This window comes from Thiohalocapsa sp. ML1, from assembly GCF_001469165.1.
Classification (GTDB): Bacteria; Pseudomonadota; Gammaproteobacteria; order Chromatiales; family Chromatiaceae; genus Thiohalocapsa.
The window spans coordinates 76,733-101,844 of sequence record NZ_JABX01000008.1; the positions used below are offsets into that span (position 1 = coordinate 76,733).

General features: G+C 68.6%; 19 protein-coding genes. 2 read left to right on the plus strand and 17 right to left on the minus strand.

The window, feature by feature from the left end:
- Nucleotides 1-161 precede the first annotated feature (161 nt).
- The 11 genes from ML01_RS06945 to ML01_RS06990 form a co-directional block, all read right to left on the minus strand.
- Nucleotides 162-2,939: a DEAD/DEAH box helicase gene (locus ML01_RS06945; protein ID WP_058554674.1), complete on the minus strand. Its 2,778-nt coding sequence runs from the start codon at nucleotides 2,937-2,939 to the stop codon at nucleotides 162-164.
- A gap of 38 nt (nucleotides 2,940-2,977) precedes the next feature.
- Nucleotides 2,978-3,154, minus strand: a complete 177-nt coding sequence (locus tag ML01_RS28460; protein ID WP_156427588.1) for a hypothetical protein — start codon at nucleotides 3,152-3,154, stop codon at nucleotides 2,978-2,980.
- Complete coding sequence (locus ML01_RS06950; RefSeq protein ID WP_058554675.1) at nucleotides 3,135-3,596, minus strand: type II toxin-antitoxin system VapC family toxin; 462 nt, start codon at nucleotides 3,594-3,596, stop codon at nucleotides 3,135-3,137. The genes ML01_RS28460 and ML01_RS06950 overlap by 20 nt, the downstream gene beginning before the upstream one ends.
- A gap of 27 nt (nucleotides 3,597-3,623) precedes the next feature.
- A complete protein-coding gene (locus ML01_RS06955) occupies nucleotides 3,624-4,145 on the minus strand; it encodes a hypothetical protein (protein WP_058554676.1) in 522 nt (173 codons plus the stop codon).
- A complete protein-coding gene (locus ML01_RS06960; protein ID WP_058554677.1) occupies nucleotides 4,145-7,417 on the minus strand; it encodes a hypothetical protein in 3,273 nt (1,090 codons plus the stop codon). Before ML01_RS06960 ends, ML01_RS06955 begins: the two co-directional genes overlap by 1 nt.
- A 2-nt stretch (nucleotides 7,418-7,419) precedes the next feature.
- A complete protein-coding gene (locus ML01_RS06965; RefSeq protein ID WP_058554678.1) occupies nucleotides 7,420-8,415 on the minus strand; it encodes a hypothetical protein in 996 nt (331 codons plus the stop codon).
- Nucleotides 8,415-11,159 carry a DUF499 domain-containing protein gene (locus tag ML01_RS06970; protein WP_058554679.1) on the minus strand — a complete coding sequence of 915 codons (2,745 nt, stop codon included), beginning with the start codon at nucleotides 11,157-11,159 and terminating at the stop codon, nucleotides 8,415-8,417. Before ML01_RS06970 ends, ML01_RS06965 begins: the two co-directional genes overlap by 1 nt.
- Before the next feature lie 537 nt (nucleotides 11,160-11,696).
- Nucleotides 11,697-12,239, minus strand: a complete 543-nt coding sequence (locus ML01_RS06975) for a hypothetical protein (protein WP_254045160.1) — start codon at nucleotides 12,237-12,239, stop codon at nucleotides 11,697-11,699.
- Between the two features lie 21 nt (nucleotides 12,240-12,260).
- On the minus strand, nucleotides 12,261-13,667 hold the full coding sequence (locus ML01_RS06980) for a sigma-54 dependent transcriptional regulator (RefSeq protein WP_058554680.1): 1,407 nt from the start codon (nucleotides 13,665-13,667) through the stop codon (nucleotides 12,261-12,263).
- 34 nt (nucleotides 13,668-13,701) lie between these two features.
- Nucleotides 13,702-16,173, minus strand: coding sequence for an ATP-binding protein (locus tag ML01_RS06985; RefSeq protein ID WP_082674033.1), 2,472 nt, complete (start codon nucleotides 16,171-16,173; stop codon nucleotides 13,702-13,704).
- A 184-nt stretch (nucleotides 16,174-16,357) separates the two neighbouring features.
- Entirely contained in the window at nucleotides 16,358-17,491 is a 1,134-nt protein-coding gene (locus ML01_RS06990; RefSeq protein WP_058554682.1) for a hypothetical protein, read from the minus strand.
- 478 nt (nucleotides 17,492-17,969) lie between these two features.
- Between ML01_RS06990 and ubiD the strand changes: the two genes are divergently transcribed.
- Nucleotides 17,970-19,445, plus strand: a complete 1,476-nt coding sequence (gene ubiD, locus ML01_RS06995) for a 4-hydroxy-3-polyprenylbenzoate decarboxylase (protein ID WP_058554683.1) — start codon at nucleotides 17,970-17,972, stop codon at nucleotides 19,443-19,445.
- A 54-nt stretch (nucleotides 19,446-19,499) separates the two neighbouring features.
- Here the strand turns inward: ubiD and ML01_RS07000 are convergent, their stop codons facing one another.
- The 6 genes from ML01_RS07000 to ML01_RS07025 form a co-directional block, all read right to left on the minus strand.
- Complete coding sequence (locus tag ML01_RS07000; protein ID WP_058554684.1) at nucleotides 19,500-19,766, minus strand: RNA-binding protein; 267 nt, start codon at nucleotides 19,764-19,766, stop codon at nucleotides 19,500-19,502.
- A gap of 422 nt (nucleotides 19,767-20,188) precedes the next feature.
- Nucleotides 20,189-21,451: a permease gene (locus ML01_RS07005; RefSeq protein ID WP_058554685.1), complete on the minus strand. Its 1,263-nt coding sequence runs from the start codon at nucleotides 21,449-21,451 to the stop codon at nucleotides 20,189-20,191.
- Between the two features lie 101 nt (nucleotides 21,452-21,552).
- Entirely contained in the window at nucleotides 21,553-21,816 is a 264-nt protein-coding gene (locus tag ML01_RS07010) for a glycine zipper domain-containing protein (protein ID WP_058554686.1), read from the minus strand.
- Between the two features lie 144 nt (nucleotides 21,817-21,960).
- Complete coding sequence (locus ML01_RS07015) at nucleotides 21,961-22,194, minus strand: YMGG-like glycine zipper-containing protein (protein WP_058554687.1); 234 nt, start codon at nucleotides 22,192-22,194, stop codon at nucleotides 21,961-21,963.
- Nucleotides 22,195-22,254: 60 nt separating this feature from the next.
- Nucleotides 22,255-22,650 carry a Rap1a/Tai family immunity protein gene (locus tag ML01_RS07020; RefSeq protein ID WP_058554688.1) on the minus strand — a complete coding sequence of 132 codons (396 nt, stop codon included), beginning with the start codon at nucleotides 22,648-22,650 and terminating at the stop codon, nucleotides 22,255-22,257.
- Nucleotides 22,651-22,813: 163 nt separating this feature from the next.
- Nucleotides 22,814-23,677 (minus strand): SDR family oxidoreductase, encoded by an 864-nt coding sequence (locus ML01_RS07025; protein WP_371258190.1) that lies wholly within the window; start codon nucleotides 23,675-23,677, stop codon nucleotides 22,814-22,816.
- Between the two features lie 406 nt (nucleotides 23,678-24,083).
- Between ML01_RS07025 and ML01_RS07030 the strand changes: the two genes are divergently transcribed.
- Nucleotides 24,084-25,103, plus strand: a complete 1,020-nt coding sequence (locus tag ML01_RS07030; protein WP_058554690.1) for a CDP-6-deoxy-delta-3,4-glucoseen reductase — start codon at nucleotides 24,084-24,086, stop codon at nucleotides 25,101-25,103.
- Nucleotides 25,104-25,112: the final 9 nt, after the last annotated feature.

Genomic DNA, 25,112 nt, shown 5'->3' on the forward strand with positions numbered 1-25,112 from the left:
CAGGCCCCAGCCGGGTGTTGACATAGGTCAATACTGGAATATTCCAATATGCTGATGCGCACTCCGTGGAGCTCGGGCATCTTGCCGGCGACCGGGTCCGGCGGCTTCCAGCCGTCGGCGTGAGATGCGATGAACGCGGGGAGATTCGCTCGCGCCTGGTGTCAGCAGGCCTCCGCCGCGCTGATGTCGAGCCAGGCCACAAGAATGTCGGCGCTACCCGCATCCGAGCCCGCGAGACCGCGATAGCCAAGCTCGCGGTGCAGCATCGGCTCGATGTGCTCCCGCAGCAGCCGCACGCGCTCCGTCGGCGTCAATGCCGGATTTCCGCACGGCCTGCGGAAGCAATCGAGATAGCGCTTCTCCAATGCCGGCACGCGCCGGCCCGCGGTGTCGACGGCAATCGGGATCAGCTGCTGGTGCGTGTCTTGGCCCGCGCCGAAGGTACGCACCAGCCAAATACTCAGCACCGCGGGCGCATCGACCCCGGCGGACACCGCCGCGCCGACCATCGCCGGGTCCATGCCCTGCAAGGCCGCACAGAAGCGCGCCACCAACGGATGGTCGATGCCGATCAGGGTCAGGCCCTCTTCGGCCTGGGCGAGCTCGCGGTCCAGCGTGCAGGTCATCGGCTCCGCGCCAGCGCCGGCGTGCAGCTCGAAGCGCTGCCCGTCCAGCCGGCGCAGCCCGCCGCCGGCCGCCTCCGCAGCGGTGGCCAGGAAGGCCAGCAACCTGTGCTTGGACGCGTCCAGGTCGGCCAGCGGCTTGTAGTCGTCCAGGCTGAAGCGGTCCAGGTCCTGGAACAGCTCGAACACCACCTGTCGCGCCTCCCGGGCGTTCGCCATCGCCGCTTCCAATTCCTCGCACGTGCGCTTGAGCTCCGGGTCGCTCAGGGCATCCCGGTAGAGCTGGTCGTAGCGCAGCCGGTCGTTGAGCTGGCCCAGGATCTGCGCCCGCAGGTCTTCGGTGACGTTGCCGGCCGCGTCCACCTTGCCCAGGGTGCGGGCGATCTCTGTCAGCTTGTCCATCAGCAGCAGGTAAATCCGGCCCTCGATGGTGTCGGACAGCACCAGGTTGTACACCTGCGCCGTGTCCTTCTGCCCGTAGCGATGGATGCGCCCGATGCGTTGCTCCACGTCCATCGGGTTCCAGGGCAGGTCGAAGTTGAACAGCACGCGGCTGAACTGGAGGTTGATGCCCTCGCGCCCGGCGGCGGTACAGATGAGCACCCGCGGGCCGTCCGGCCGGCGAAAGCGCTTCTCGGCGGCCACCTTCATGCCATGGTCGCCGCCGCGCAGCACCACGACACCCTGGCCCGGATAGGCGGTCTCGATCTCCCGCGCCAGCAGGTCCACCGTTGCCAGGTAGGTCGCGAAGATGACGATCTTCTCGGCCGGATGCTGGTTCCACAGCGCCCCCAGGCCCCGCAGCAGCTTGGCCACCTTGGTCTCGCGGCACGGCGGGAAGGCCGCGAGCAGGTCCGCGATGCGCAGCCGCTCCTCCGGCAGGGACAAGTCCACCGCGGTGGCCGCGGCGGCCTCGCCCTCGGCCGTCACGCTCTCCGCCGACTCGGACGAGGCCACCGCCGCCAGCCCCTCCTCGTCCAGCTTGCGGATCAGTTGGAGCTTCAGCTCCGCCAGCAGCCGGTCCACCTCGCCGCGCCCTGCCGGGTCGTCGGCCAGCCCCGTTTGCCGGTGCAAGAGCCCGCGCGCCTCGGCCATCAGCGCCTTGTGGCCGTCCAGATCCAGCGCCTGCTCGCGCAGGATGGCCTCGTGCACGGTCAGCGCGAGCTGCCGGCGTTGCAGCGTGCTGCGCACGGCCGCAAAGCTCGAGGCCGCGATCTTCTGGAAGATGGTCATCACGAAGCCGAGCGCCCGGCCCTGGCCGCCCTGCTGCTTGGCCAGGTCGAAGCCGTCTTGCAGGTAGGCACGGAGCTTGGCGTAGAAGGCCTTCTCGGCCGGGTCCATGGTGAAGGATTCGGTGTGCACCCAGCGGCGCGCGAACAGCGGCGCGCCGTCCGGCGTGCAGGCATCGGCCTTGGTGCGCCGGTAGACCACCTCGTTCAGCCGGTGGCGCTCCTGCACCATCTCGTCCGGCCCCTTGAACAGGGTCGGGTTCAGGAGCTGGATCAGCATCCAAAAGCGGAAATGATCGCCCTGGTGCGGTGTGGCGGAGAGCAGGATCAGGTCTCGGGAGTGGTCGCGCAGCGCCTCGGCCAGCTTGTAGTTCTCGGTCTTGCGCACCTTGCGGCCGGTGCGGTAGGCGGACAGGTGGTGGGCCTCGTCGAACACCACCAGGTCCCAGGGCGGGGCTTCCTGGAGCCGCTTGATGCGCGCCCGGCGCTTCAGGGTGTCCACGCTAGCGATCAGCCGGTCGTGCTTCGCGAAGGCATTGCTGCGCCGGTCCGTGACATCGCCCTCGCTGCCGAACACCTCGAAGTCCAGGTTGAAGACCTCGTTCAGCTCCCGATGCCAGTTGTTCACCAGCCCGGCGGGCACCACCATTAGCGCCCGCTCCAGCTCGCCGCGGCTCGCCAGCTCCCGCAGGATCAGCGCCGTCTCGATGGTCTTGCCCAAGCCCACCTCGTCCGCCACCAGAAAGCGGCGCGGCGACGCGGTGGCCACCTGATGCGTCAGCACCACTTGGTGCGGCAAGAGATCGATGCGGGCAGAGGTCAGCGCCGCCGCGTTCTCCATTAGCGGCAGCGCGTGCGCCTCCAGGTGCAGCCAGGCATTGCGCAGACGCTCCGCGCCGCCGGCGACGTTGGCGATAATCCGCTCGGTGCGGCTCGCGGCCGGGCGCAACGACGCGGCCGAGACCTGCCGCTCGCCGCTCGGAAAGAAGGCCTGCACATGCCCGTCCGCGAGCACGCGGACGACCACGCCCTCGCCGAGCTGCGGGTGCTCGACGCGCTGGCCGGGGATCAGGCCCGCTACCGACATCGCCGGGGCATCAAGCGCAACCCGCGGCAACTATCGCATCACGCTTCAGCTTCAAGCTTGCGCTTCTGCTCCTGACGGCGACGCAGTGCCTCGGTGCGCTTGTCCCAGAATGCCAGTTGCTCCTGCACCGTCATGCCCGCGATCAGTCGTGCCACATGCTCGGCACCCCGCCGCTTGAGAGCCACGCAGTCCGGCTCATGCGTCGTCATTGCCATAATTGATAACCTCCAACGGGGAGTAAACACCAATGTGACCATGACCATTTAAGGTGTTCACGGCGTTGTACTTCGGAATCTTATCGAAGTGCACAATGTGCTTGAAGTTCCAGCTAACAATCAGGTTGCACCCTGAGATCGTCGCCAGCGCGACATGCAAGGCATCATCCAGCGATTTCGCTGTGACAATGCCCGCGCCGATGTATGCCTGCTGAAGCGACAGAGCCGCCTCAGTAATCGGCGCGAGCTCGGCCGATTTCCCGTAACGCGAAAAGAGCTCGCGAACCTGATCCGGCGCTGGCTCGATCTCAGCCTCGACCACCGCAGAGGTTACCAACAGGAATCGCCCCGCATCGATTTCGTTGAATAGCTGACGTGTCGGCTCGGCAAACTCCGGGTCGAACAGCCCGCCGAATATCGATGTGTCCGCGTAAATCTTCATATGTTGCTCGCAAGCCCCGGCCGGGCATCAACTGATCCGCGGATGATGCAGCCCCGCCCAGTGCTTGCCGTCGTAGTCCACGTTCGGGTCGTCGCCGGTCAGGATGCGTTCCACCTCGTTCTCGGCGCCCGCGAACAGGAGCCGGCCGAGCGGCAGGCCGTCGGCGCCGGCGTCCCGGTGCTTCCAGGCGTAGGACTCGGTGGCCGCGTTCATGTCGATGCGGTTGCGCCCGCTTGGTGCCCAGAGTATCAGCCCGGCCTGTCCCTCGTAGAAGTCCTGGAAGGAGAATACCGCTTGGCGGAGATCGGTCTCGATCCAGCGCGCGGCGTCGGCGCCGGAGAGCACGTCCAGCGCGCCCTCCAGGCCGGACACCACCAGGGCGTCGCCGCCGGCGGCGGGCAGGTCCTCGGGCCAGCGGCCCACCAGCGCGAACAGCTCGCGCAGCGACACGATTGCCCGCGGCGGGCAGAGCCGCCCCAGCACCTCGGCGTCCCAGAGCAGCGCAAAGCCGCGCCGGGACCAGCCGTGGTTGAACCGGGTGCGGACCATCAGGCGGCCTCCTCGTCCAGTTGGTCGAAGAGGTCGAGCTGGCGCATCGTGGACTGGTTACGGGCTGCCCACGCGGCGAACAGGCTCGACGCCCGGGACGCCGCGGTGCGCGCCTGCGTGTCCGCCCCGTGGGTCTTGAGCCAGGTCAAGAGCGCACCCAGGGCCGGGTGCGGGCGGAAGCTCGGGTTGTTGAGCGTGTCGTTGACGTTGATGCCGCTGCCCTCGACGCAGGCGCCCACCAGGAAAATGGCCTGGTCGTAGTCGCTCTGGAGCCCCTTGCGATGCTTGCCGACCCAGGACCGTGCAAGCTCCAGCGGCGGCGTCAGGTAAAAGACCTTCTTCTCCTCATATACCCAGCCCCGGTCCACGTAGTCCGACGGCGCGCTGCCGGTGCCGCGCAGGAACTTCTGCATCTGGTCCCGCGGCAGCTCGGCGCTGCCGTCGAAGAGCCGCAGCAGCATGCGCGTGAAGGGCTCGGCGTTGTGCGGCGGGGCCTCCTTGATGCCGCCGGACTCCTCGTCCAAGAGCTGGTTGATGCCCACCAGCCCCTCCGCGACGGACATGGGCGTCACCTGGTCCTTGTACACCTGGCCGTAGTGGCGGGAGAAGTACTCCAGCGCCTTGCCGCGCCGGATCACCTGCAGGTCCGCCTCCGGCAACCCCTCCTGCTGGTGGTGCTCCAGCAGGGCTTGCAGGTCCCGCACGTCCTGCAGCACCAGCCGACGGAGCCTGGCCCAGGAGATGCGCTTGGGCTCCCCTTGGCGTTTGCGACAGACGTGGATGATGTCGTATTCCACTTTTTCTGCTCCGTACGCCGAGTTTTCATCACCCCTACTTGCGTCACCTCGAATAGGAAAGGTTCTTATGACCACGAACCCGGCCTTGAACAGGCTCTCCAGAACCATGATCCACGGGCCGTCGTTGTCGTGATGAAACGTAAAGACAAGCAAGCCCCCAGGCTTTAGCACCCTGGCTGCCTCTCGCCAACAGGCGGTCAACATCTGCTGATAGAAGGCTTCCGGCTCAACGTTCCGGAACGGATTTGTCACGGCCTCTAAGGCTTTTGGAGAGTACGGCGGAGAGAACTGCTCTGGATACACGTCCTTGAGCAGGAGTCGCAACCACACGTAAAAAAAATCGGAAAGTTCAGCATACTGCATCAACTCACCAAAGGGCGGATCCGTGACGATTACGTCGATCATATCGGAGGCAATGCCGTCGAGATTAGAAGAACTCGTGCATTCAAGCAACGAAGGGCGCAGAACCGCGTCACCTGGATAGACCTTGCAGGTCTTCCCCGAAAGGTGTTCGAGCAGTGTCGATGCCCCGCGTTGCGTCAATGAATCGAGAAGAACAAGGTCCCAGGAATGACCTCTGTAGTCACAGCTTTGCAACACCCTTCTCCCTGCGGAAAGAAAAGATCCGTCGCCGACAGGCGAAAATGCTTTGGTTTCGACGACAGCGTTCTTCAGCTGAAAGTTGTTATTGCTCAAAAACGCAGAGATCTGATTGTTCTTTAGGTGCCAAATCGTGAAAAGGGATGAGTAGCGCAAGAACTGAGCAAAAGCCCCTAAGACTGACTCGGTTGCATTCGGTGACACGCTATTGTTCGCCGCAATTGCTCTCAACAAAACAGCGTGCTGAAGGAGCTGCCTCGGGTTGAACATCAGGCAATAGTGGGTATAGCCGTGCTCCGGGATCGCCCAACCGTGGGTTTTCCAGCCCTCCGAGAGCAAAGCATCCGGCCAGTAACCTTGCAGATCGCCGACGCTCCTTTCGCTCCATTCCTGGATAGCCGCATTAATATTTTTGGGCTCAGATGCCTGCATATATGCTCGGCCGCCCTGAAGCTCGCCATTACCTTCACAAACTGGGCAGTAGACTTGATATGCGTGCTCGGCGAACGGCGCAGTCCGGCCGTAGGACTTGACCGAAGTTAGTACGTCCTGATTTCCGCCGCACGCCTGACAAGCAAAGCTGCTCTGCTGATGGACGTTCCCGCCCTCTTTGCCCGTGCGAATGTGCCCTCCGGTCTCTGGACACTCCACTACCTCCGGCAGCTTCCCCCTCACCTCGATCAGCTTGCACTTCTCCGCCCGCACCTCGTTCCAGCGGATCGTCGCCTCGACGGGGTCATTCGCACTGCCGCCGTAGGGCCGGCCCTCGGGGTCGTGCGAAGCCTCTCCTTGCAGCCATTGCGGGTGCACCAAGAGCGACAGCTCCACCTTCTTGCGCCGGCCCGCGCCGAGCTTGCCGAAGCGCTCGGTGGCCCCGCAGCAGGGGCACGTGGCGCGCTCGGGCATGGCGTCGTCGCCGAGCTCGGCCACGGCGAAGGGCAGCTCGGTGTCGGCGACCACCAGCGGCACGCCCGGGGCCATGCGGGCGTCGCGCTGCTCCAGGTCGTACTTGGCGCCGCAGTGCTTGCAGGTGCGCGACCATGCCTTGACCGTCAGCGTCTTGATGGCCATGACGGGGCTGGACATGATCGGCGTGCGGTGGCCGCAGCCGGTGACCTGGCAGGGGCCGTGCTTGGCCCAGAAGGCGTAGATGATCTCGGGGCCGTGGTAGCTGTAGTCCTTGCGCTCGTCCGGGGTCAGGGCCAAGGGGTCGAAGTCATCCCCCATAACCTCGCCGGTGCTGACGCGGGTCCATTGGCCCTTGTGCCCGCGGGGGCAGTCGCAGGCATAGAAGGGCATGATCTGGGGCTTGACCTCTGCCTCGATGTCCGCGAGCAGGGCCTCGACCTCGGCCTTGTCCACCTGCGCCAGCGCGTTCTTGACGATGAACCAGGCGACCGGGTTCAGATCATTGCCGAACATCTGCATGCCGAGCCGGGAGCCCTCGACAATGGTCGTTCCGCCGCCCATGAAGATGTCAGCCACCTTCAGGTGCTTGAAGGCGCCCTTCTTCTGGTGGTTGCCGTAGTAGGCGTCCCAGACCAGCTTGGCGGCCTCGGCCGGGTCGTCCGGGGCCTTGATGACGGAAGCCAGAAGGATCGAGCGAAAGACGCTGGCCTGTCGGCGAGCCCACCATCGTGACATCTGATAAATTGGCTTCGTTGCCGCTCCGGAAGATGCTTCTATCTCGGCCGGCTCATTGACCGGCACTATCGGGAAGTCCACCTCGATGCAGGTGGGCGGGCGATCGGGATCGGAAAAATCCACGGTCTCGCAGGCCCAGGGCTTGCCGGCGCCGATCGCCTTGGCCACCTCCTGCGCCAGCCATTCGTCCTTCTTCAGGCCCTTGGCCTTCCAGGGTTGGTCTTTTGCCATGGTCAGGTCTTCCGGATCAGCTCGATGAAGGGCACGGCGACCTCGAGCACGCTCAGGCCGCCGTGGGTCAGGGTCGGGTAGCCGCCCTGGCTTTTCCATTTGCGCCGGCCGTTGACGTAGAGGTGGCGGCCGTGGGCGCCGTCCAGCCCCAAGTCCACCGGCGGCGACCAGTCGCCGGGCGGCTCGGCGGAGGGCACGGCGCGCCCGCCCTTGTAGCGGTCCTTCAGGAAGGCGGCCTCGCCCTTGCCGCAATCCGGGAATAGGCCGCTCGCGGCATAGCCGTGGTCGGCGGTGATGACCAGCCGGCGCCCGGTGGCGAGCCGCTCCAGCAGCGCCCAGAAGCCGTCGCCCGTGAGCTGGGCCTCGACCTCCAAGGTGAGCGTTTGCAGGCCCTGGCCGGGGTCGTCGTGGTCGTGCAGCCGGTGGTCCGGCCAGGGGTGCCAGAACACCCAGTCCGGCTCGGCGCCGATGAGCTTCGCGCAGTCTTCCCAGGCGATGTCGGCCGACTCGGTGCGGGCGCCGGGCAGGTGGTGGCTGCCGCCGGCGCCGTTGTTGCCGAGCGCGGAGCGCTGCGCGAAGCCGAGCGCCTTGGCGAAGGGCGTGGTGTTGGGCGGCAGCTCGGCGCCGGTGGGGCCGGCGTGCTGGATGCTGAAGCCGCGGCCCTCGGCCTGTTGGAGGATCCAGGGCGCCTCGCGCAGGGAGAGCCCGTCCAGGATCAGTACGGCGCGCCCCGGGGACTGGCCTGCCCACCAATCCGCCAGGGCCGGCGCGGTGCGGGGCACGGCGGCCTCGTAGTGTTGCCAGAGGTCCCAGCCCGCGGTGGCGAGCCAGTGGTCGATGTCGGCCAGGGCGCGGTCGCGGGCGTGCACCTCGGCGGCGGCCTTGCCGGCCGGGATGGGCGCCGAGCACAGCGCCCAGGCGTGGGCCAGGATCGCCGCCCAGGCGTGCGCCGGTGCGGCCCCTTGCAGGGTGCGGACCAGCTCCAGCGGCAGGGCCATCAGGCGTTCTCCTTGTCCAGCTCCAGGCCGTAGGTGAGGCCGTCCGGGAGCTTCTGGATCAGCTCCTTGAGCTGGGCGCCGGTGAGCTTGTCCACCTTGATGGCGAGGACGCGCACCTGCGCGCCGGGGCCGATGCCCCAGCGCTCCAGCTTGTCGAGCAGGTTGAGCCTGGAGGTCGGGTCGGTGTGGTACTTGCTGTAGCTGGGGCCGTCGCCGCCGCCGAAGATCTCGCCCAGGTTGGTCTCGTCCACGCCCGTGGTCTTGGTGCCGCCCGGGTCGGTGTAGCCGTCGGTGCCGGGTGCGCCGCCGCCGGCAGCGGGCTCGCCGCCGGGCTGGGTCGGGCCCGCGGTGCCCGGCTGCGGCTTGGGATCGGTGCCGCCGGGCGTGCCGCCGCCCGTTGCCGGGACGTGCTGCGGCAGCAGCACATGGGTCTCGTCCAGATGCTTGCCGGTGCCGAGCCGGCCGCGCATGCGCCGGAAGGCGACCTCCTCGGTCTCGTCGTCCCCGGCTTGCAGGTACTCGATGCCGCGCAGGTTGATGGCGATGACCCCCTTGGCGCAGAGGCGCGTCAGGCGCTCCTTGACGAGGGTCTCGCCGAGCCAGGGGATGCAGTCCTGGCCGCCGGGGCGCGGTTCCTTAAGCTCCCGGAGCAGCTTGCCGACGGGGTTGTTGGCTACCGCCGCGGTGGCGACGTAGTCCTCGAAGTCCTCGGGGATGAACAGGTCTTCGCGGATGGCGCGGTCGATGGCCTCCGGTATCTTGGCGCCCTCGGCCTTGTGCCGCTCGACGTGGAAACGGGAGTTGGCGGGCTGCTGGAAGTTGAAGTTGGCGATGACGGCGAAGCGGTCGAAGCGCGCCTTGAGGACGTCGCGCAGCTCCTTCTGGTACTTGGTCTGGAGCCGGCCGTATTCGGGGTTCTGCCGCTTCCAGTCCTCGGCGAGGTAGACGCAGCGGGCGAGCACCAGGAGATCGCGGTCCTGGAACAGGGGCGTTGCGCCGTCCCGCGGCAGCAGGAAGCGCACCACGTTGCGGTTGGACTGCAGATGATCCCGCAGCCACGGACCGAGCAGCGCCTCCGGCTGCGGCGGCGCATCCGGCAGCACCAGGATGGGGATGCGGCTGCCCCATTGCGGGGGGTTGTCGCCGTTCTCCAGCTCTGTCCAGGGGTCCTGCTTCCAGCCCGCCGGCAGCACGACGACGCGATAGGGCAGGTCCACGTCGGCGCTGCCCTCCAGCACGTAGCGGGTCTCCTTGGCCAGGTGCCGGGCGTCGTCGCCCTGCTGAAAGAGCTTGTCGTTGCGGGCGCTGGCGATGAGCTTGGCGCGGGGGTTTTCTTCCTCGCGGAAGATGTAGCGGTTGCCGTCCTCGTGGATGTTGAAGCTGTTCTCGACGATGCTGCCCAGCTCCACGAGAAAGGCGTTGTCGTCCACCGGCTTGTCACGGGTGACGTCGGCCTGGAGTGTGACCCTGTCGGCGCCGGCCTGGTTGACCTCGGCGAGCGAGCGCAGCCAGAGCGCGCTGATGAGCTGCTCGTGGTGCGGCAGTTCCGCGCCGGCGTTGGCGACGGCGTCCTGCACGGCTTCGAGGTTGCGCAGCGCTTTCTCGCGCAGCTTGGCGTGGTGCTGGTTGGCGACGGAGTCCAATAAGGCGGTAATGCCGCTCGCGTCGTCGTCCAGGCGGAAGTCCGCGGCCGTGAGGATCGGCTGCCTGGCGCCGTGACGCTTGTACAGCTCAGCCAGGATGCGGATCAGGTCGCGCGTGCCCTGCGCGCTGGTGGCAATCAGCACCTGGTCTTCGAGCAGGTCCATCAGGTGCGGCGCGAAGGGCCAGGCCTCCACGAACTCCGTGCGCTGCCTCGCCTGGTCCGCCGGGGCGATATCCTTGAGCCGGGCGTACTCCTGGATGTGCGCGTCAATCAAGGTCTCGACGGTCGCAGACGGCACCTGGAGCCGATTCTCGAACAGCCGATGCAGCAGGAGGCGGAGCCGGTCGCGCTTGGCCGACGGCCCCGCGAAGTCGACGATGACGGGGTTGACGCGCTGGATCTGCTGGAAGGCGTCGGTGTGCCCGTTGCGCACGGAGACCACCAGCAGCAGCAAGTCCGGATGGCGGGCGGCGATCTCGGACAGGATCTGGATGAAGTTGAAGGCCCAGGCCTGCCGGCGCTCCTGCCGGGTGTCGGCCAGGCCGTCGTACCAGGTCTGGAACTCGTCCAGGATGAGCGCGGTGGGGGTGTGCTGGAACAGATCCAGCAGGATCTCGTCGCTCGGCACGTCGGTCTTCTTGGCGCCGAGCCCTTCCCATTTGCCGCGGCAGTAGCCGCCGTGCGGGTGGTTGTCGAAAAGCAGGTCCCACAGGTACTTGTAGCGCTGGCGGTGCAGGCTGTCGCTGATGACGTGCATGCCGCCGCGAAGGGGGATTTGGCTGATCTTCACGTCGCCCAGGGTGTGCGACCACTGGTTCAGCCAGTGCTGCGTCGCTGCCTGATCCGTCAGGGCATGGTAAAGGGCCGCCATCAGGTGCGACTTGCCCTGCCCCCGCTCGCCCTTGAGCGTGATCGGGCGACCCTGGCCTGGACCCGCCGCCTCAATGGTCTTCAGCACGTCGTTGGACGGGTAGGTGATGCGCAGAAAATCCGCCGCAGAGACCTGCGTGGCGCCGGTGTTGTTGTCGTCGGTGAGCTCGATGGCCGTGCCTTTGAGGCGACGGCCCTTGAACTCTGCGCGTAACTCAAGACCCAGCATCAGCGTCTCCCGCCTCGGTTTTCGAGCAACCTGTCATGCCGCAGGGTAAGCCGCGAGGAGCGGAGCGCCGCCTCGGGGTGGGGAGGCGAGCCCGGCCACCAGGCGCCGGCCGGCAACGCAAGCGTGCTAGGTATAACCCTGAGCTTTGCCTACGGGTCGGACACGATAGCCAAGGCGACGCCCGGCGTCTATCCCCAAGACTGCTGCTCGGCGCCGCCGGGGCAACGGTGGTGTGGCGCCGCAGATGCACTCGCCGCAAGTGGCATCGGCGGCTGCTCCGCCGCAGCGCCCAGCGGCAGGGCCGCGATGGGCCGAGGTGGAACCTTGGGGACGCGGCGGCCGGCAGTGCGGCTCACAACTGCCCAGGGAGACTCTCACCCGCTACACGGGCTTGCCAGGTCGCACCGTCCCGGGTTTCCCCTTACTTGCTAGAGCCTAGCGCGGAGACGCCCGCGATCGTCGGTGGCCTCGGCGAGTCGCGCGCAAGCCGAGCCGGCGCGCTCGTCCCATGCCGTGTCGCTGCGACTGCGCCCCGCGTCAATCCCCCGGCGCGGCGCCCGGCTGCACGGTGTCGAAGCGAAAAGGCGCGGCGAGGATGCCGTCCGGCAGGTGCAGCAGCACGCGCGCCTCCCAGGTCATGCGGGCGCGCACGCAGACGGGCAGCATGCCGGTGCCGGTCCAGCGGCCGGGCTCGGCGGGGACGGACAGGAGCGGGACGCGGTTGAAGCCCATGTCCATGTCGACGCCGGCGAGGTCGAGCTCGACGCGCGCGGGCGCGGGCAGCCCGGCGAGGCGCACGTCGATGGCGAGCGGCTGTACCGTCGGGATGCCGCGCGGGCGGATGTCGAGCGTCACCGTGCCGCCGTCGGCGAAGCGCACGCTGCAGTCGGCGCGCGTGAGGTCGCAGGCCGAGTCCAGCGGCGCGCGCTCGGCGATCTGCGGGAACAGCAGCGGCCAGGCCTTGTAGACGGCGACGCCGATGCTGGCGGCGACGAGCAGCGCCACCGCGACCCAGAGCAGCGCGACACGCGGGTCGGCGCGGCGGCCCCGGGGCGCATCGGGTCTTGGCGGAGCGGGCATGGCGGGGGCGGATCGCGTCGGTCAGCGCCCGGCGCTGTCCCAGGTCTGGCGCTTGCGGTAGATCGTGGAGGGGCTGACACCCAGCGCGGCGGCGGCCTGCGGGATGTTGTCGTCGTAGTAGGCGATGGCCTGCTCGATGGCCTCGCGCTCGATGTCTTTGAGCGCTCGGATCGGCGACACGCCTGCCGGCGCGGGCGCCGCTGTGCGGGCCGCCGGCCGCGCCATGCCGAGGGCGGGTGCGCCCGGGGTCATCAGGTCCAGCGGCGGCGGCAGCATGTCCCGCGTCACCACCTCGGCGTCGTAGAGCACGACGACGTTCTGGATCACGTTCTGGAGCTGGCGCACGTTGCCTGGCCAGGCGTAAGCCAGAAAGACGGCCTGCACGTCGGCATCGAAGGCCATGAACTGCTTGCCCTCCTCCTTCGCGTAGCGGGCGAGGAAGGCGTTGGCCAGCTCCAGGATGTCCCCTTCCCGATCGCGCAGCGGCGGCAACTGGATCGGGATCACGTGCAGGCGGTAGAACAGGTCCTCGCGAAAACGCCCGGCGGCCACCTCGGCGAGCGGATCGCGGTTGGTGGCGCAGACGAAGCGCACGTCCACCCGCTCGATGGTCGAGCCGCCCACGGGCTGAAAACTGCCGGTCCGGATGAACCGCAGCAGCTTCGTCTGCAGGTCCAGGTCCATCTCCGCGATCTCGTCCAAGAACAGCGTGCCGCCGTCGGCCTGCTTGGCGGCGCCCACGCGGTCGCGCACGGCGCCGGTAAAGGCGCCCTTGATGTGGCCGAAGATCTCGCTCTCCATCAGGTCGCGCGGGATCGCGGCGCAGTTGATGGCGATGCAGGGCCGCTCGCGCCGATCGCTGCGGTGGTGGATGGCCTCGGCGCAGACCTCCTTGCCGCTGCCGCTCTCGCCGGTGATGAACACCGTTGCCTTGCTCGGTGCGGCGCTGTCGATGATGCGATACACCGCCTGCATCGGCAGCGAGCTGCCGACGAAGCCGTGGTAGCCCTCGCGGCGGAAATCGTCGGTGAGCCGATCGACGAAGTCGCGCATGCGCACCTTCTCGACGGCGTTGCGCAGGGTGACGATGAGCCGCTTTTGCGCCACCGGCTTCTCGACAAAGTCGAAGGCGCCGTAGCGCATCGCATCCACGGCCTTGTCCACGGAACCGTGGCCGGTGATGATGACGACGGCCACGGGCACCCCGCGCTCATGGATGTGCTTGAGGATGTCCATGCCGTCCATGTCCGGCAATTGCAGATCGAGCAGCATCGCGTCCGGCGGGTCGCGCTCAATGCGCGCCATGGCGCCCGCACCGTCGGGCACGTGGCTCACCGCATAGGGCTCATCGCGCAAATAAGCACGGTACACGCTGCCCAGGCTCATGCTGTCCTCGACGATCAGCACGCTGGCGGATTCGCTTGCCATAGAGCTCTGCTTCCTTCGGATCAACGTTTCGATATCATAGCGCCGAGCGTGGAGCCGGGGCGTCGGCCACATCCGCTCCGGGCGCGGACGGCCCCGGAAAGCGCTGCTGCAGGCGCGACAGCGTCCGCTCCGCGCAGCGCCGCAGGCGGAAGGTATGGGCACGCACCGCCGCCACATCCCCAAAACGGCCGGCCTGCTCAATGGCGTGTGCCAGGTCGCGCAGGGCCGCGGCGCCAAAGGTCGCCGCACTGCCCTTGAGCGCATGCCCCTGGGCGCGCGCAAGGTCGGCGTCACCGGCCAAAGCCGCCTGCTCGATGGCGGCGACGCGCACATCGACCTCCACGACGAAGGTCGCGACGATCTCAGGCATTAGGTCCGTCGGCAGGTCCGCGGTGAGGGCGCCGATGACGCGCTCATCGAGCTCCGGGGCCGACGCGTCGTCTTGCAGCAGGGCGTGCTCCCCCAGGGGCGCGGGTGCCGCGGCTGCCGGCGACGCCGACGGCGGCGCGCCGGCAACCGCGCCGCCCGCCCCGGCCTCGCTGCCGATCCAGCGGAGCAGGGCCGCGTACAACGCCCGCCGCTCCATGGGCTTGCTCAAATAGTCGTCCATACCCGCCTCCAGGCAGCGGCGGCGGTCCTCGTCGAAGGCATTGGCAGTCATCGCGACGATGGGCACCCGACCGCGCTTGCCGGGCAAGGCGCGGATGCAGCCGGTGGCCTCAATGCCGTCCATGTCCGGCATCGCCATATCCATCAGCACCAGCGAGTAGTTGCCGCGGTTCACGGCGGCAACGGCCTGCAAGCCATTCTCCACCACGTCCACGCGGAAGCCGGCCTTGCCGAGGATGGTGGTCGCGACGAGTTGATTCGCGCGGCTGTCCTCGGCCAATAGCACCGGCAGCGCCGTGTCCGCTACGCGCGCGACGCGCTCGGCGAGGTCGTCCACGGGCGGCGCGGCGTCCGTCGGGGGCGCGCCGGACACTGCGTCGCACAGCGCCTGGAGCAGCGCCGAGGGCGTCACCGGCAGCCGCAACCGCGCCGCCGGACGGTCGGCCGGCGGCACATCGGCGCAGCGGCCGCCGACACGATACAGCCGGATGTCGCGTGGCAAGCCCCGCGGGGCCGCCGCGGTGCGACGGCGCAGCCGCAGCTCACCGCAGCAGCCGACCGGCCTGTCCGTGCGCGGCGGGGTCACAATGCTGACCGCCAGGCCGAAGGCCCCGAGCTGCGCGGCCAGGTCGTCGGCGAGCAGCGCACTCTCGGCCCACAGCGACACCTGCCAATCGGCCAGCACGGCGGCCCGGGCGGCACGCGCGCCGTCCGGCACGCCGTCCGGCAGCGGCAGCGCGAGCGTGAAGCAACTGCCCTCGCCCGGCGCGCTGACCAGGGTGACATCGCCGCCGAGGAGCCGCGCCAAGCGACGGCTGATGGCGAGCCCAAGCCCGCTGCCGCCCTGCGGGCGCCCGCCCGGGCCATGTGCCTGCTTGAACTCTGAGAACAACTCCGCCTGCTCCGCGGCCGCGATACCGACACCGGTGTCGCGCACCGCAAAGCAGAGTGCGCCGGCGGCGCGGTCACGCTCGATGCGGATCCGCACGGCGCCTTCATCGGTAAAGCGGATGGCGTTGCCGAGCAGGTTCAGCAGGATCTGGCGCACCAGCCCCGGGTCGGTGTCAATACGCTCCGGCACGCCCGGGTCGCAGAGCACCGTGAGCTCGAGGCCTTGCGCGCGGGCGCGGGCAGCGAGCAAGTCCACGGCGCTCTGCACGATCGTCTCGGGATCGATCGAGCGTGGGGCCGGCGCGACGCGGCAGCCCTCAATCTTCGAGAAGTCCAACACGCTGTTGACGATGGACAGGAGCGCCCGGGCGGACTCGCCGGCGGTGACGGCATAGTTGCGCTGCTCCTCATCGAGGTCGGTTTCGAGCAGCAGCTCGTTCATATTCAGGATGGCGTTCAGCGGCGTACGGATCTCGTGGCTCATGGCGGCAAGGAAGCGGCCCTTCGCCTCGTTGGCGAGGTTGGCGCGCTGGACGCGCTCCTCCAGCAGCGCCTGCTCCCGGCACCGCTCGGTCAGGTCGCGTATGACAAGGGTCCGAACACGCCCCTGCGGCGCACACGAAGTGATTACCGTGACCTCAATGGGCAAGCACCGTCCGCCGGCAGTCACCAACTCCAGCTCACGACGCTGCGGTGTGGCAGGGTCCTCGGGCGGGTCGAGCAGGAGCGCCCGCGCCTCGGCGGAAAGCCGCTCCAGACTCAGGCAGCGCCCGAGCGGCTGGCCGCAGAGCACTGCGGCCGGGGTATCGAGCAGGTGCTCGGCGGAGGGGTTCAGGTCGAGCACGAGACCCGCGGCATCCAGGGTGACAATGCCGTCCAGGGCCGCGGTCAGCCACGACCCGGGGCGCTCGCCCGGCAGCGTTGCGGCGGGCGGCGCAAGGCGTTTCAGCCCTCGATGCAGGCGCACGCCACAGCGCCGGCAGGCCGCTCCAATCAGCGCCAGCATGGCGCACCACAGCCATGACCAGAGGCGGGCCGGGGCCCTGCCCTCGACAGCGGTCGCGGCACGAGCGTGGCCTTGGGGAGATCTGGCATGGCCGGCAGTATGAGGCCAGACGCGGCTGTTTCACCCACGACCGAATGAGAAACCGCCCAAAAACAATCGAGATGGAGCCATCTCGCGGCAGGTCTCAGCGCCGCCCGGCCACCGCCCCGAGCGTGCCCGCGTCGAACACCGCCAGCAGTTGGCTCGCCGCTGCCGCCCGTGCATCCCAGCCCTGACCCGCGACCCGATGCCGGCGCAGCAGTTGGCGTTCCCGGGGCTCGTGCGCGACGGCCTCCAGCGCGGCGGCCGCGGTCTCGGCGTCGTCGCCACGCAGCGTCAGGTCAGCGAAGTTGCCCAGGTTCGCCCCTCCGGCCACCACCACCGGCAAGCCGGCCGCGAGCGCCTCCAGGAAGGTCAGCGCCGGCGCCTTCGGTATCTGTGCACGCGGGTGCCGGAGCAACAGCGAGGCCTGCCAAAACTGCAGATAGCGCGGCAATTGATCGTGCGGGCGGCGGCCGGCGATGTGCACATTGGGCAGATCGCACAGGCCGGATAGCTCGCAGCTCATGGGACCAAGTAGCATGAAGCGCCAGCGCGGCAGCCGCGCCGCGATGGCGGCGAACAGGGCGGCGTCGAAGTCGGCGCCGAAGCCGCCATGGCAGCCCGCCACGGGCCCATGGTGCGGGAGATCGCGGGCTGGCTGCGTCGGCGTCGAGAACAGCTCCAGGTCAACGCCCGGGGGCAGCAGGTGAGTCCGCTCCGAGGCCAACGATTGCGCGAGCTCCCGGCACGGCGCCAGGATCAGATCGGCGCGGTTAAGGATGCGCGCCTCTTGCTGTGCCCATTCCCGCGCGAGTCCCGGATCGCCCGGCGGCGGCTCCCGACTCACCTGATAGACCACCGGCGCATGCTCGAATCCGTCCAGCAGCGGCGCCGCCCACGGCGATGCGAGCCACAAGATGGGCTGGCGCAAACCCTGTTTGTGCGCGGCGCGCTCGAGCCGCCGCGCCATCAGCCGCGGGCTCACCAGGCGGGCGAGCGGATGCGCGCCAACGCCCAGGTCTTCCGCTCGCAGCACCGGGAACGGTGCGTCCACCGGCCGCGGGCCTCGCTCCGGCAGTGCCGGCGCGCAGGCTGGCCCGTCGCCGCGTTCGCGGCGCAAGGCATTGGCATCCAGCCAGAGCACTCGGCGGTCCAGCAATAGCCGAGACATGAGCTGGTAGGTGTCACCCGGGGCCCAGGGCCGACGGTCGGCAACGACGATCAGATCGGAAACCATAGCGACCTTGACGGTTTGAGCGGCCCAATGAACGCGACTGAACGCGACGCGCATCGGCGCGCGCGACGACTGACTCAGACACGGCACGAGGCGGGCCGCCGTACACACACACTGACGTACAAACCTTAGCCTCGATTGGTGCTCAAAACTGCACACGAGTTAACGTTTTCAAGCCGATGCGCCGGATTTGTACGTGAAATCGCGACTGGCCCACGGAGTCGTTCGCAATTTGCAACGCAATCGGAGAGAACCTGTCGCGCTTTCGCCACCATCCATCGGCACACGTGCCGGTTAGCGGACCCCCGATGATGCACCGGCCGCCCACGCCCCGTCGTCCGCGCACGCCAGCACCAGGCGGCGCACGCCGTTGCGCTCTCCGGGGGGCTCGGCAAGGCCACGGCGCCGCACCCGCTCGGCAGAATGCGTGCCGATCGCGCAAAATGCCGGGGTCGCCCGGCAGCAGAGAGAAACACGGTCAATGAAGTATCGGGACTTGCGGGATTTCATCGCCCAACTGGAGCAGCGCGGCGAGCTCAAGCGCATCCGCGTGCCGGTGGACCCCTATCTGGAGGTCACCGAGATCTGCGATCGCACGCTGCGCGCGGGCGGCCCGGCGCTCCTGTTCGAGCGCCCCAAGGGCTCGACCGTGCCGCTGCTCGGCAACCTGTTCGGCACGCCGCGGCGGGTGGCGCTCGGCATGGGGGAAGAATCGGTGGAGGCGCTGCGCGAGGTGGGCCGACTGCTCGCGTTCCTAAAGCAGCCCGAGCCGCCGAAGGGTATGAAGGCGGCCTTCGAGGCGCTGCCGATTTTTCGCAAGGTGCTGGACATGGCGCCCAAGGTGCGCCGCCATCCGCCGTGCCAGGAGCAGGTCTTTGAGGGCGACGCCGTGGATCTGGGCCGGCTGCCGATTCAGCACTGCTGGCCCGGCGACGTGGCGCCGCTCATCACTTGGGGGCTGGTGGTGACGCGCGGGCCGGAAAAGACCCGGCAGAATCTCGGCATCTATCGTATGCAGGTGCTCGGGCAAAACCGCGTGATCATGCGCTGGCTCGCCCACCGCGGCGGCGCGCTGGACTACCGCGACTGGCAGCGCCACCATCCCGACAAGCCGTTCCCGATTGCCGTCGCGCTCGGCGCGGACCCGGCAACCATCCTCGGCGCGGTCACGCCGGTGCCCGACACGCTCTCGGAGTACGCCTTCGCCGGGCTCCTGCGCGGCAGCCGCACCGAGCTTGCGGAGTGCATGGGCAGCGACCTGCAGGTACCGGCGAGCGCCGAGATTGTACTGGAGGGGCACCTGCACCCGGGCGACATGGCGCCGGAAGGCCCCTACGGCGACCACACCGGCTATTACAACGAGGTGGATGAGTTTCCGGTGTTCACCATCGAGCGCATGACCCAGCGCCCGGAGCCCATCTATCACAGCACCTACACGGGGCGGCCCCCGGATGAGCCGGCCATTCTAGGCGTCGCGCTGAACGAGGTGTTCGTGCCGATCCTGCAGAAACAGTTTCCGGAGATCGTGGACTTCTACCTGCCGCCGGAGGGCTGCTCGTATCGCCTTGCCGTGGTGAGCATGGAGAAGCAGTATCCCGGTCACGCCAAGCGCGTGATGATGGGCGTGTGGTCGTTCCTGCGGCAGTTCATGTACACCAAGTTCGTCATCGTCGTGGACGCGGACGTCAACACACGCGATTGGCGCGACGTCATCTGGGCCATGACCACCCGCATGGACCCGGCGCGGGACACGGTCCTCATCGAGAACACGCCCATCGACTACCTGGACTTTGCCTCACCGGTGTCTGGCATCGGCTCGAAGGTCGGCTTCGACGCCACGAACAAGTGGCCAGGGGAGACCACGCGGGAATGGGGCCAGCCCATCCGCATGGACGACGAGGTGAAGACCCGGGTGGACGCGCTCTGGCCCGAGCTCGGCATCGAGCTCGGGCCATGACCCCGGCGCCGGCCGGCGCGGCCGGCCCGGCGCAGAAGCCGCAGGCGAGCCGCGTCAGAAGCGTTTCGCGGGCCGCTCGGAGCGTGGCCGGGCCTCGTTCACGGTCAGCTTGCGGCCGTCGTGCATCGAGTCGTGCAGCGCCGCGATGGCGTCGCTCGCCTCGGCATCGATCGGCATGTCCACAAAGCCGAAACCCTTGGACTGACCCGAGAACTTGTCCTTGATGACATCCGCGCTGGCCACCTCACCGAACTCGCTGAACATCTCCTTGAGCTGCTCGTCGGTGACGCCGTACTTCAGGTTACCTACGTAGATCCGCATCGCTTTCTCTCGACAACGCCCGTGCATTGCGCACCCGAGGGCCACCGCCGACCAACGCACAAATCGGCGGGCGGCACAGGGCACCGCGGTGCCATGTCCAGACCAACCAGGGGCAGCTAACGATGGCACAGATTTCCAACCCTCGCGTGTGGGGCGGGATGAGGCGGGAAAAGGGGACAGCCGGCAGCAGCGGACCACGAGGCCGTGCCGAGACGTCGTAGGCGGTCGGTGGAGATGGCGGGGAGCCGGCGGCCCGTCCCGGCAGGGACGATGGCGACCGAAGCGTTTGCGGCTCGCGCCCGCGACCGTGCCCGTGCCCGCCACGACGGCGGCAAGTAACGGTCTATGTGGGATTTCCGATACTGGAACTGGAACCCGAGGCCTGTGCGCGCTGCGATCTGCGCTTGAATCTAGTCCATCGCTCAGGAGGCGTCAACACGCTCCGGTGCCATTTCGACCCCGCTGACGCCGAAACCGGCCTCCTCGATGGCCCGAATGAGTGCCGGCACCGCGAAACCGCTGCCGCTGATGTGCACACGCCCGCTGCCTAGGTCCGGCACCGCCGAGGTCACCGTGTCCATCGCCTCCAGCGAGCGCTTGACGCTGCCGACACAGTGCTGGCAGGTCATGCCCTCCACCTTGAGCACCAGGGTTCCCGGCGCGCTCGCGGCGCTCGCGCCCCCCTGTGCGGCCTGCCGGCGCCGCCACTGGAGCAGGCCCAGCAGCGCCAGCAGCACCAGCACGGACAGCACGCCGAGCCAACTCGCCCCGTGCTCGTGCGTCCCCGCCGTCGCCGGAATGTCGAACAAGAGCTGGTCGAACAGGAGCCCGAAGCCGAGGCTCATGACGACCACGGTGCCGAGATAGAGCCCGAGCACGCGCAGTCCGAGGGTGCGGTAGACGGCGCCGATGGTGGCGACGTTGGTCGCGGGGCCCGCCATCAGGAAGACCAGCGCCGAGCCCACCGGCATGCCGGCCGCGATCAGCGATGCGGCGATGGGCACCGACGCCGTCGTGCAGACATAGAGCGGCAGCGAAATGGCCAGCACCACCAACATGCCGAGCAGGCCTTGGGCCCAGGCCTGGCCGACGAAGAAATCCCCCGGCACCAGGGTCGTGATGAGCGCGGCGGCCAGAATACCGGCGATCAGCCAGAGGTCGATGGCGCCGAGCAGGTCGAGCACGGCGTAGCGCACCGCGCCGACGACACCGCGGTCGCTGCCGGCGGTATCAAGCTCGATGGTGCCGTCGGCCGCGGGCTCCGTCGGCGCCGGCGTGAAGCGGTTCACCAGCGCACCGCCGGCGACGCCCGTGACGAAGGCCGCCACCAGCTTGAACAGCGCAAAGGGCCAGCCGAGGAAGGCGGCGCTGACCAGAATCGAATCCACGCCGGTCTGCGGCGTGCTGATCATGAACGATGTGGTGGCCCCGGGCGATGCGCCGGACTTTCTGAGCCCGAGCGCCGTCGGTATCACGCCGCAGGAGCACAGCGGCAGCGGCACGCCGAGCAGCGACGCGCGCACCGTGCTGGCGAGATCCGGCCGGCTGAGCCGCCGCTGGATGACCGACGCCGGCACATAGACATGGATCAGCCCGGCGATGAAGAGCCCGAGTAACAGCGACGGGCTCAGCTCCAGCAGAATCTGCCAGAGGTTGAGGCCGAAGCGCGGTAGCAGATCAAGCATCGCCGAGACCCGGTCGAAGGGAGGGATGGAACCGGGGCGTCACGCCCCGGCACGACGGACGCGTGTCAGGACGCGTGTCAGGACGCGTGTCAGGACGCGTGTCAATAAGTCCTCGTCCGCTGATACTCGCGCTCGCGCTGGCGCTCCTTCTCCTTCTCGTGCTGGTCCACCGCGTAGCCGCCGAGCGCGCCGACGGCGCCGCCGATGAGCGCGCCCCTGCCCGCATCGGCCCGCGTGGAGCCGATGGCCGCACCCGTCGCCGCGCCGGCCGCAGCACCGGAGGCCGTGCGCGATGCGGTGGTGGTGCCACAGCCGGCGAGGACGGCGGCGCTAAGCAGGACTACAACAATAAGACCTGTTCTCATAGGATGTCACTCCGGAATCGTGGTGATGTCATAAGGATGATTGGCCTTCGGCGGCCGAAAGCAACAGGGCGGCGCGTCCTGCACCGCGTGGGCAAACCCCGGCAGTGAGCGGCGGGCCTCAGACTGCCGGGGACGTGCCGCAGCTCAGTCGATGTTGCCTTTCTGGTGCTGGTCGAACAAGTAGCCGCCGAGCAGACCGGCTCCGGCGCCGATCAGGGCGCCGGCGCCAGCGTTGGCGCTGAGCGAGCCGATGGCGGCACCGGTGGCAGCACCGAACAGGCCGGCGGTTGCCGCCCGCTCCGTGGTCGTGGTGCCGCAGCCCGCCAGGACCGCGCTCAGGCCAAGCAGGCCGGCCAGGGTGATTGCTTGTCGGATCATGTCAGGATCTCCGGAACAGGAGGGGCGGGTACGACGGCGGCGCCACCGCCGGCGCGTCCGTCAGTTGCACGGATAGCGGGCCGCCAGCGCGCGCACGACCCCGACGACGGGCAGCTCGCCCATGCGCTCGGTGTTGTCCTTGTTGGCGGTCGCCCAGCTAATGAAGGCCGCCTTGCCATCGGCGACGGTGGCCGTGGCCGGGTAACAGATGAGCCGCTTCAACTGCTTGCGGTCCGACACGGCGTCGTGATACTGCACCGTCGCCTCAATGAAGGCGCGGCACGCAAAGCGGGCGACGACATGCTCCGGCTGATCGGTCGTCGTCGAGCACACGTCGAGCAAGTCCCCGGTGGTGTCGAAGTCGAAGTCGTCGTCTTCGATGGCGACGACGGGGGCGGTTGAGAAAGCAAGGCCACAGCACAGGGCGGCGATGACGAGGCGGGAACGGGCCTGCATGGATCAAATCCTCATGATCTTGGTGTCGTTGAGCGGGCCGCAAGCGGCCCATTGCATCTGCCGGCCGGTCGGCCTGCGCCCCGAGCGAGCCCGGCCGCAGTTGCCGGCCGGCCGGATTCTAGCAGCAGCAGCCCCGGTCACTGCCCTGTTCCAGGCCGCCGGCTCACGCGCCACCGAAACACCCCGCGAGGCCCGCCTCCAGGTTCGGATAGCGCAACCGCACGCCGAGCTCCTGAATGAGCTTGTGGTTGCTGAGCCGACGCGATTCACGCAAGTAAGACAGCATCCCCGCCGAGACCTTGTCCGGCGCCTCGGCGAGCGGAATCTGCGGCGGCGCGGGCAGCCCGGCGGCCGCGGCGACGCGCAGAAAATAGTCCGTCATGGTGCTCGGCTCGCCGTCGCAGACGTTGTAGACCGCGCCCGTCGGCGCGCGCTCCATCGCGGCGACGCAGATGTCCACGAGATCGGCGGCATGGATGCGGTTGGACCAGGGCGCCTCCGCCGCGCTCACCACCGGCTGGCCGCTTTCGATGCGCGCGATGGGCAAGCGGTCGCAGGCGTAGATGCCCGCCACGCGCAGGATCACCAGCTCGCCGCCGGTGGCGGCACTCCAGGCCCGGAGCCGTTCCTCCGCGTCCCAACGGCGCAGCGCCCGGTCGGCGGTTGGCGCGGGCCTGCGCGTCTCGTCCACCCACTCCCCACGGCAGTCACCATAGACGCCGGTGGTGCCGACATAGACCACCCGCCGCGGCTGGCCCTGCGCGGCAAAGGCATCGATGAGCCTGGCCGTGAGCGGGTCTTCCCGCCCCGCGCCGGGCGGCGGCGCCAGATGGAAGACATCCGCGTGGGCGGTGGCGAGCCGCGCGGGCGGATCCTGGAGCAGATCGAGCCGCAGCGGCGCGATGCCGAGCGGCGGCAGCAGCGCCGCGCTCTCGGCGCTCCGCACGACGCCGGTCACCGCCGCACCATCGGCGACAAGCTTGCGGCCCAACAGGCGGCCGATGTAGCCGCAGCCGATGATGATCACGATAGCGGGACTCCTTCAGGTTGGGGGCTGCCGCGCCGGGGGTCGAGGGCCGAGGGCCAAGGGCCGAGGCGGGCTCCCTTGGCCCTTGCTTTGGCGCTATCGAAATCGAACCGAGTGGCGACCGATCCCGATCCCGATCCCGATTTCGATTTCGACGCGCCTGGCCGGTCCGACGCTCCGTCGAGCTGGCTCATGTGCCACAGTTGGTGCCGTCAAGCAATCCAGGGCGCTCGCGCCGGCACGGCCGGGGCGTGCGGGACATGGTAAGGTCCTTGCGCGCCGGCGCAAAGCGGCGGACACGCCGCGACTGTGCAAACAGCCCGGCCCCATTGCCGCGGCCGGCAGCGGTCGGCTCGCCGGCAGCCTACTCGCACCGGTCGCGGCGGCGGCCCGGAGGACTGGTCCCATGCACTTCACCGTCCGCACCGAGCCCGCGGGGCACCAGTTCGACGTCGCCCCGGGGCAGACCCTGCTTGAGGCCGCCATTGCGCAGCGCATCGGCCTGCCTTACGGCTGCCGCGACGGCAAGTGCGGCAGTTGCACGGCGGAGCTCTTGGCGGGCGAGGTCGGCTATCCGAGCGGCAAGACCGATGCGCTGAACGGCCAGCCGCCGAGCGCCTGCCTCACCTGCCAGGCGGTGCCCCAAAGCGATGTCCGACTGCGCGTCGCAGAGCTGCAGACCGTCGCCGACATTGAGGTCCGCATCCTACCCTGCCGCGTAGTCGAGAAGACCCGGCTCAACCACGACGTCATGCGCCTGCGCCTGAAGCTGCCGGACGCACAGCGGCTGCAGTTCCTCGCCGGGCAGTATCTGGAGTTCATCCTCGCGGACGGGCGCAAGCGGGCGTTCTCCATCGCCAGCGCGCCGCACGACGATGCGCTAATCGAGCTGCACGTGCGTCGCGTCCCGGGCGGCGAGTTCACCGACTATATCTTCGATACCCTCGCCGAGAAGACCATCCTGCGTATCCAGGGCCCCCTCGGCAGCTTCGTGCTGCGCGAGGCGTCCGTGCGACCCATGCTCTTCGTCGGCGGCGGCACCGGCTTCGCGCCGCTGAAGGGGCTCCTGGAGCACGCCTTCCACCTGGGGATCAAGCGGCCCATGACCCTGTACTGGGGGGTGCGCAGCGAGCCGGACCTCTATCTCGCGGAGCTGCCGGAGCGCTGGGCGGCGGCGCATCCGAGCTTCCGTTGGGTGCCGGTGCTATCCGAGCCCGCCCCGGACTGGACGGGCCGCCGCGGCTACGTGCACGAGGCGGTGCTCCAAGACCATCCGAACATCGCCGACCATGACGTCTACATGAGCGGCCCGCCGGCGATGGTGGAGGCTGGACGCAGCGCCTTCGAGGCGCGCGGTCTCAAGCTCGATCACATCTTCTCGGACGCCTTCGAGTACGCCGCCGACAGCCCTAGCTACAGGGGCTAAGCGAGGCAA

Excerpts from the sequence above, each read along its gene's own strand:
- ML01_RS06960 (WP_058554677.1), bottom strand. The coding sequence starts at position 7,417 with ATGGCAAAAGACCAACCCTGGAAGGCCAAGGGCCTGAAGAAGGACGAA.
- ML01_RS06950 (WP_058554675.1), bottom strand. The coding sequence starts at position 3,596 with ATGAAGATTTACGCGGACACATCGATATTCGGCGGGCTGTTCGACCCG.
- ML01_RS28460 (WP_156427588.1), bottom strand. The coding sequence starts at position 3,154 with ATGGCAATGACGACGCATGAGCCGGACTGCGTGGCTCTCAAGCGGCGG.
- ML01_RS07030 (WP_058554690.1), top strand. The coding sequence starts at position 24,084 with ATGCACTTCACCGTCCGCACCGAGCCCGCGGGGCACCAGTTCGACGTC.
- ML01_RS06990 (WP_058554682.1), bottom strand. The coding sequence starts at position 17,491 with ATGGTTTCCGATCTGATCGTCGTTGCCGACCGTCGGCCCTGGGCCCCG.
- ML01_RS06955 (WP_058554676.1), bottom strand. The coding sequence starts at position 4,145 with ATGGTCCGCACCCGGTTCAACCACGGCTGGTCCCGGCGCGGCTTTGCG.
- ML01_RS07000 (WP_058554684.1), bottom strand. The coding sequence starts at position 19,766 with ATGCGGATCTACGTAGGTAACCTGAAGTACGGCGTCACCGACGAGCAG.
- ML01_RS06965 (WP_058554678.1), bottom strand. The coding sequence starts at position 8,415 with ATGGCCCTGCCGCTGGAGCTGGTCCGCACCCTGCAAGGGGCCGCACCG.
- ML01_RS06945 (WP_058554674.1), bottom strand. The coding sequence starts at position 2,939 with ATGTCGGTAGCGGGCCTGATCCCCGGCCAGCGCGTCGAGCACCCGCAG.
- ML01_RS07005 (WP_058554685.1), bottom strand. The coding sequence starts at position 21,451 with ATGCTTGATCTGCTACCGCGCTTCGGCCTCAACCTCTGGCAGATTCTG.
- ML01_RS07010 (WP_058554686.1), bottom strand. The coding sequence starts at position 21,816 with ATGAGAACAGGTCTTATTGTTGTAGTCCTGCTTAGCGCCGCCGTCCTC.
- ubiD (WP_058554683.1), top strand. The coding sequence starts at position 17,970 with ATGAAGTATCGGGACTTGCGGGATTTCATCGCCCAACTGGAGCAGCGC.
- ML01_RS06980 (WP_058554680.1), bottom strand. The coding sequence starts at position 13,667 with ATGGCAAGCGAATCCGCCAGCGTGCTGATCGTCGAGGACAGCATGAGC.
- ML01_RS06970 (WP_058554679.1), bottom strand. The coding sequence starts at position 11,159 with ATGCTGGGTCTTGAGTTACGCGCAGAGTTCAAGGGCCGTCGCCTCAAA.
- ML01_RS07015 (WP_058554687.1), bottom strand. The coding sequence starts at position 22,194 with ATGATCCGACAAGCAATCACCCTGGCCGGCCTGCTTGGCCTGAGCGCG.
- ML01_RS06975 (WP_254045160.1), bottom strand. The coding sequence starts at position 12,239 with ATGCCCGCTCCGCCAAGACCCGATGCGCCCCGGGGCCGCCGCGCCGAC.
- ML01_RS07020 (WP_058554688.1), bottom strand. The coding sequence starts at position 22,650 with ATGCAGGCCCGTTCCCGCCTCGTCATCGCCGCCCTGTGCTGTGGCCTT.
- ML01_RS06985 (WP_082674033.1), bottom strand. The coding sequence starts at position 16,173 with ATGCTGGCGCTGATTGGAGCGGCCTGCCGGCGCTGTGGCGTGCGCCTG.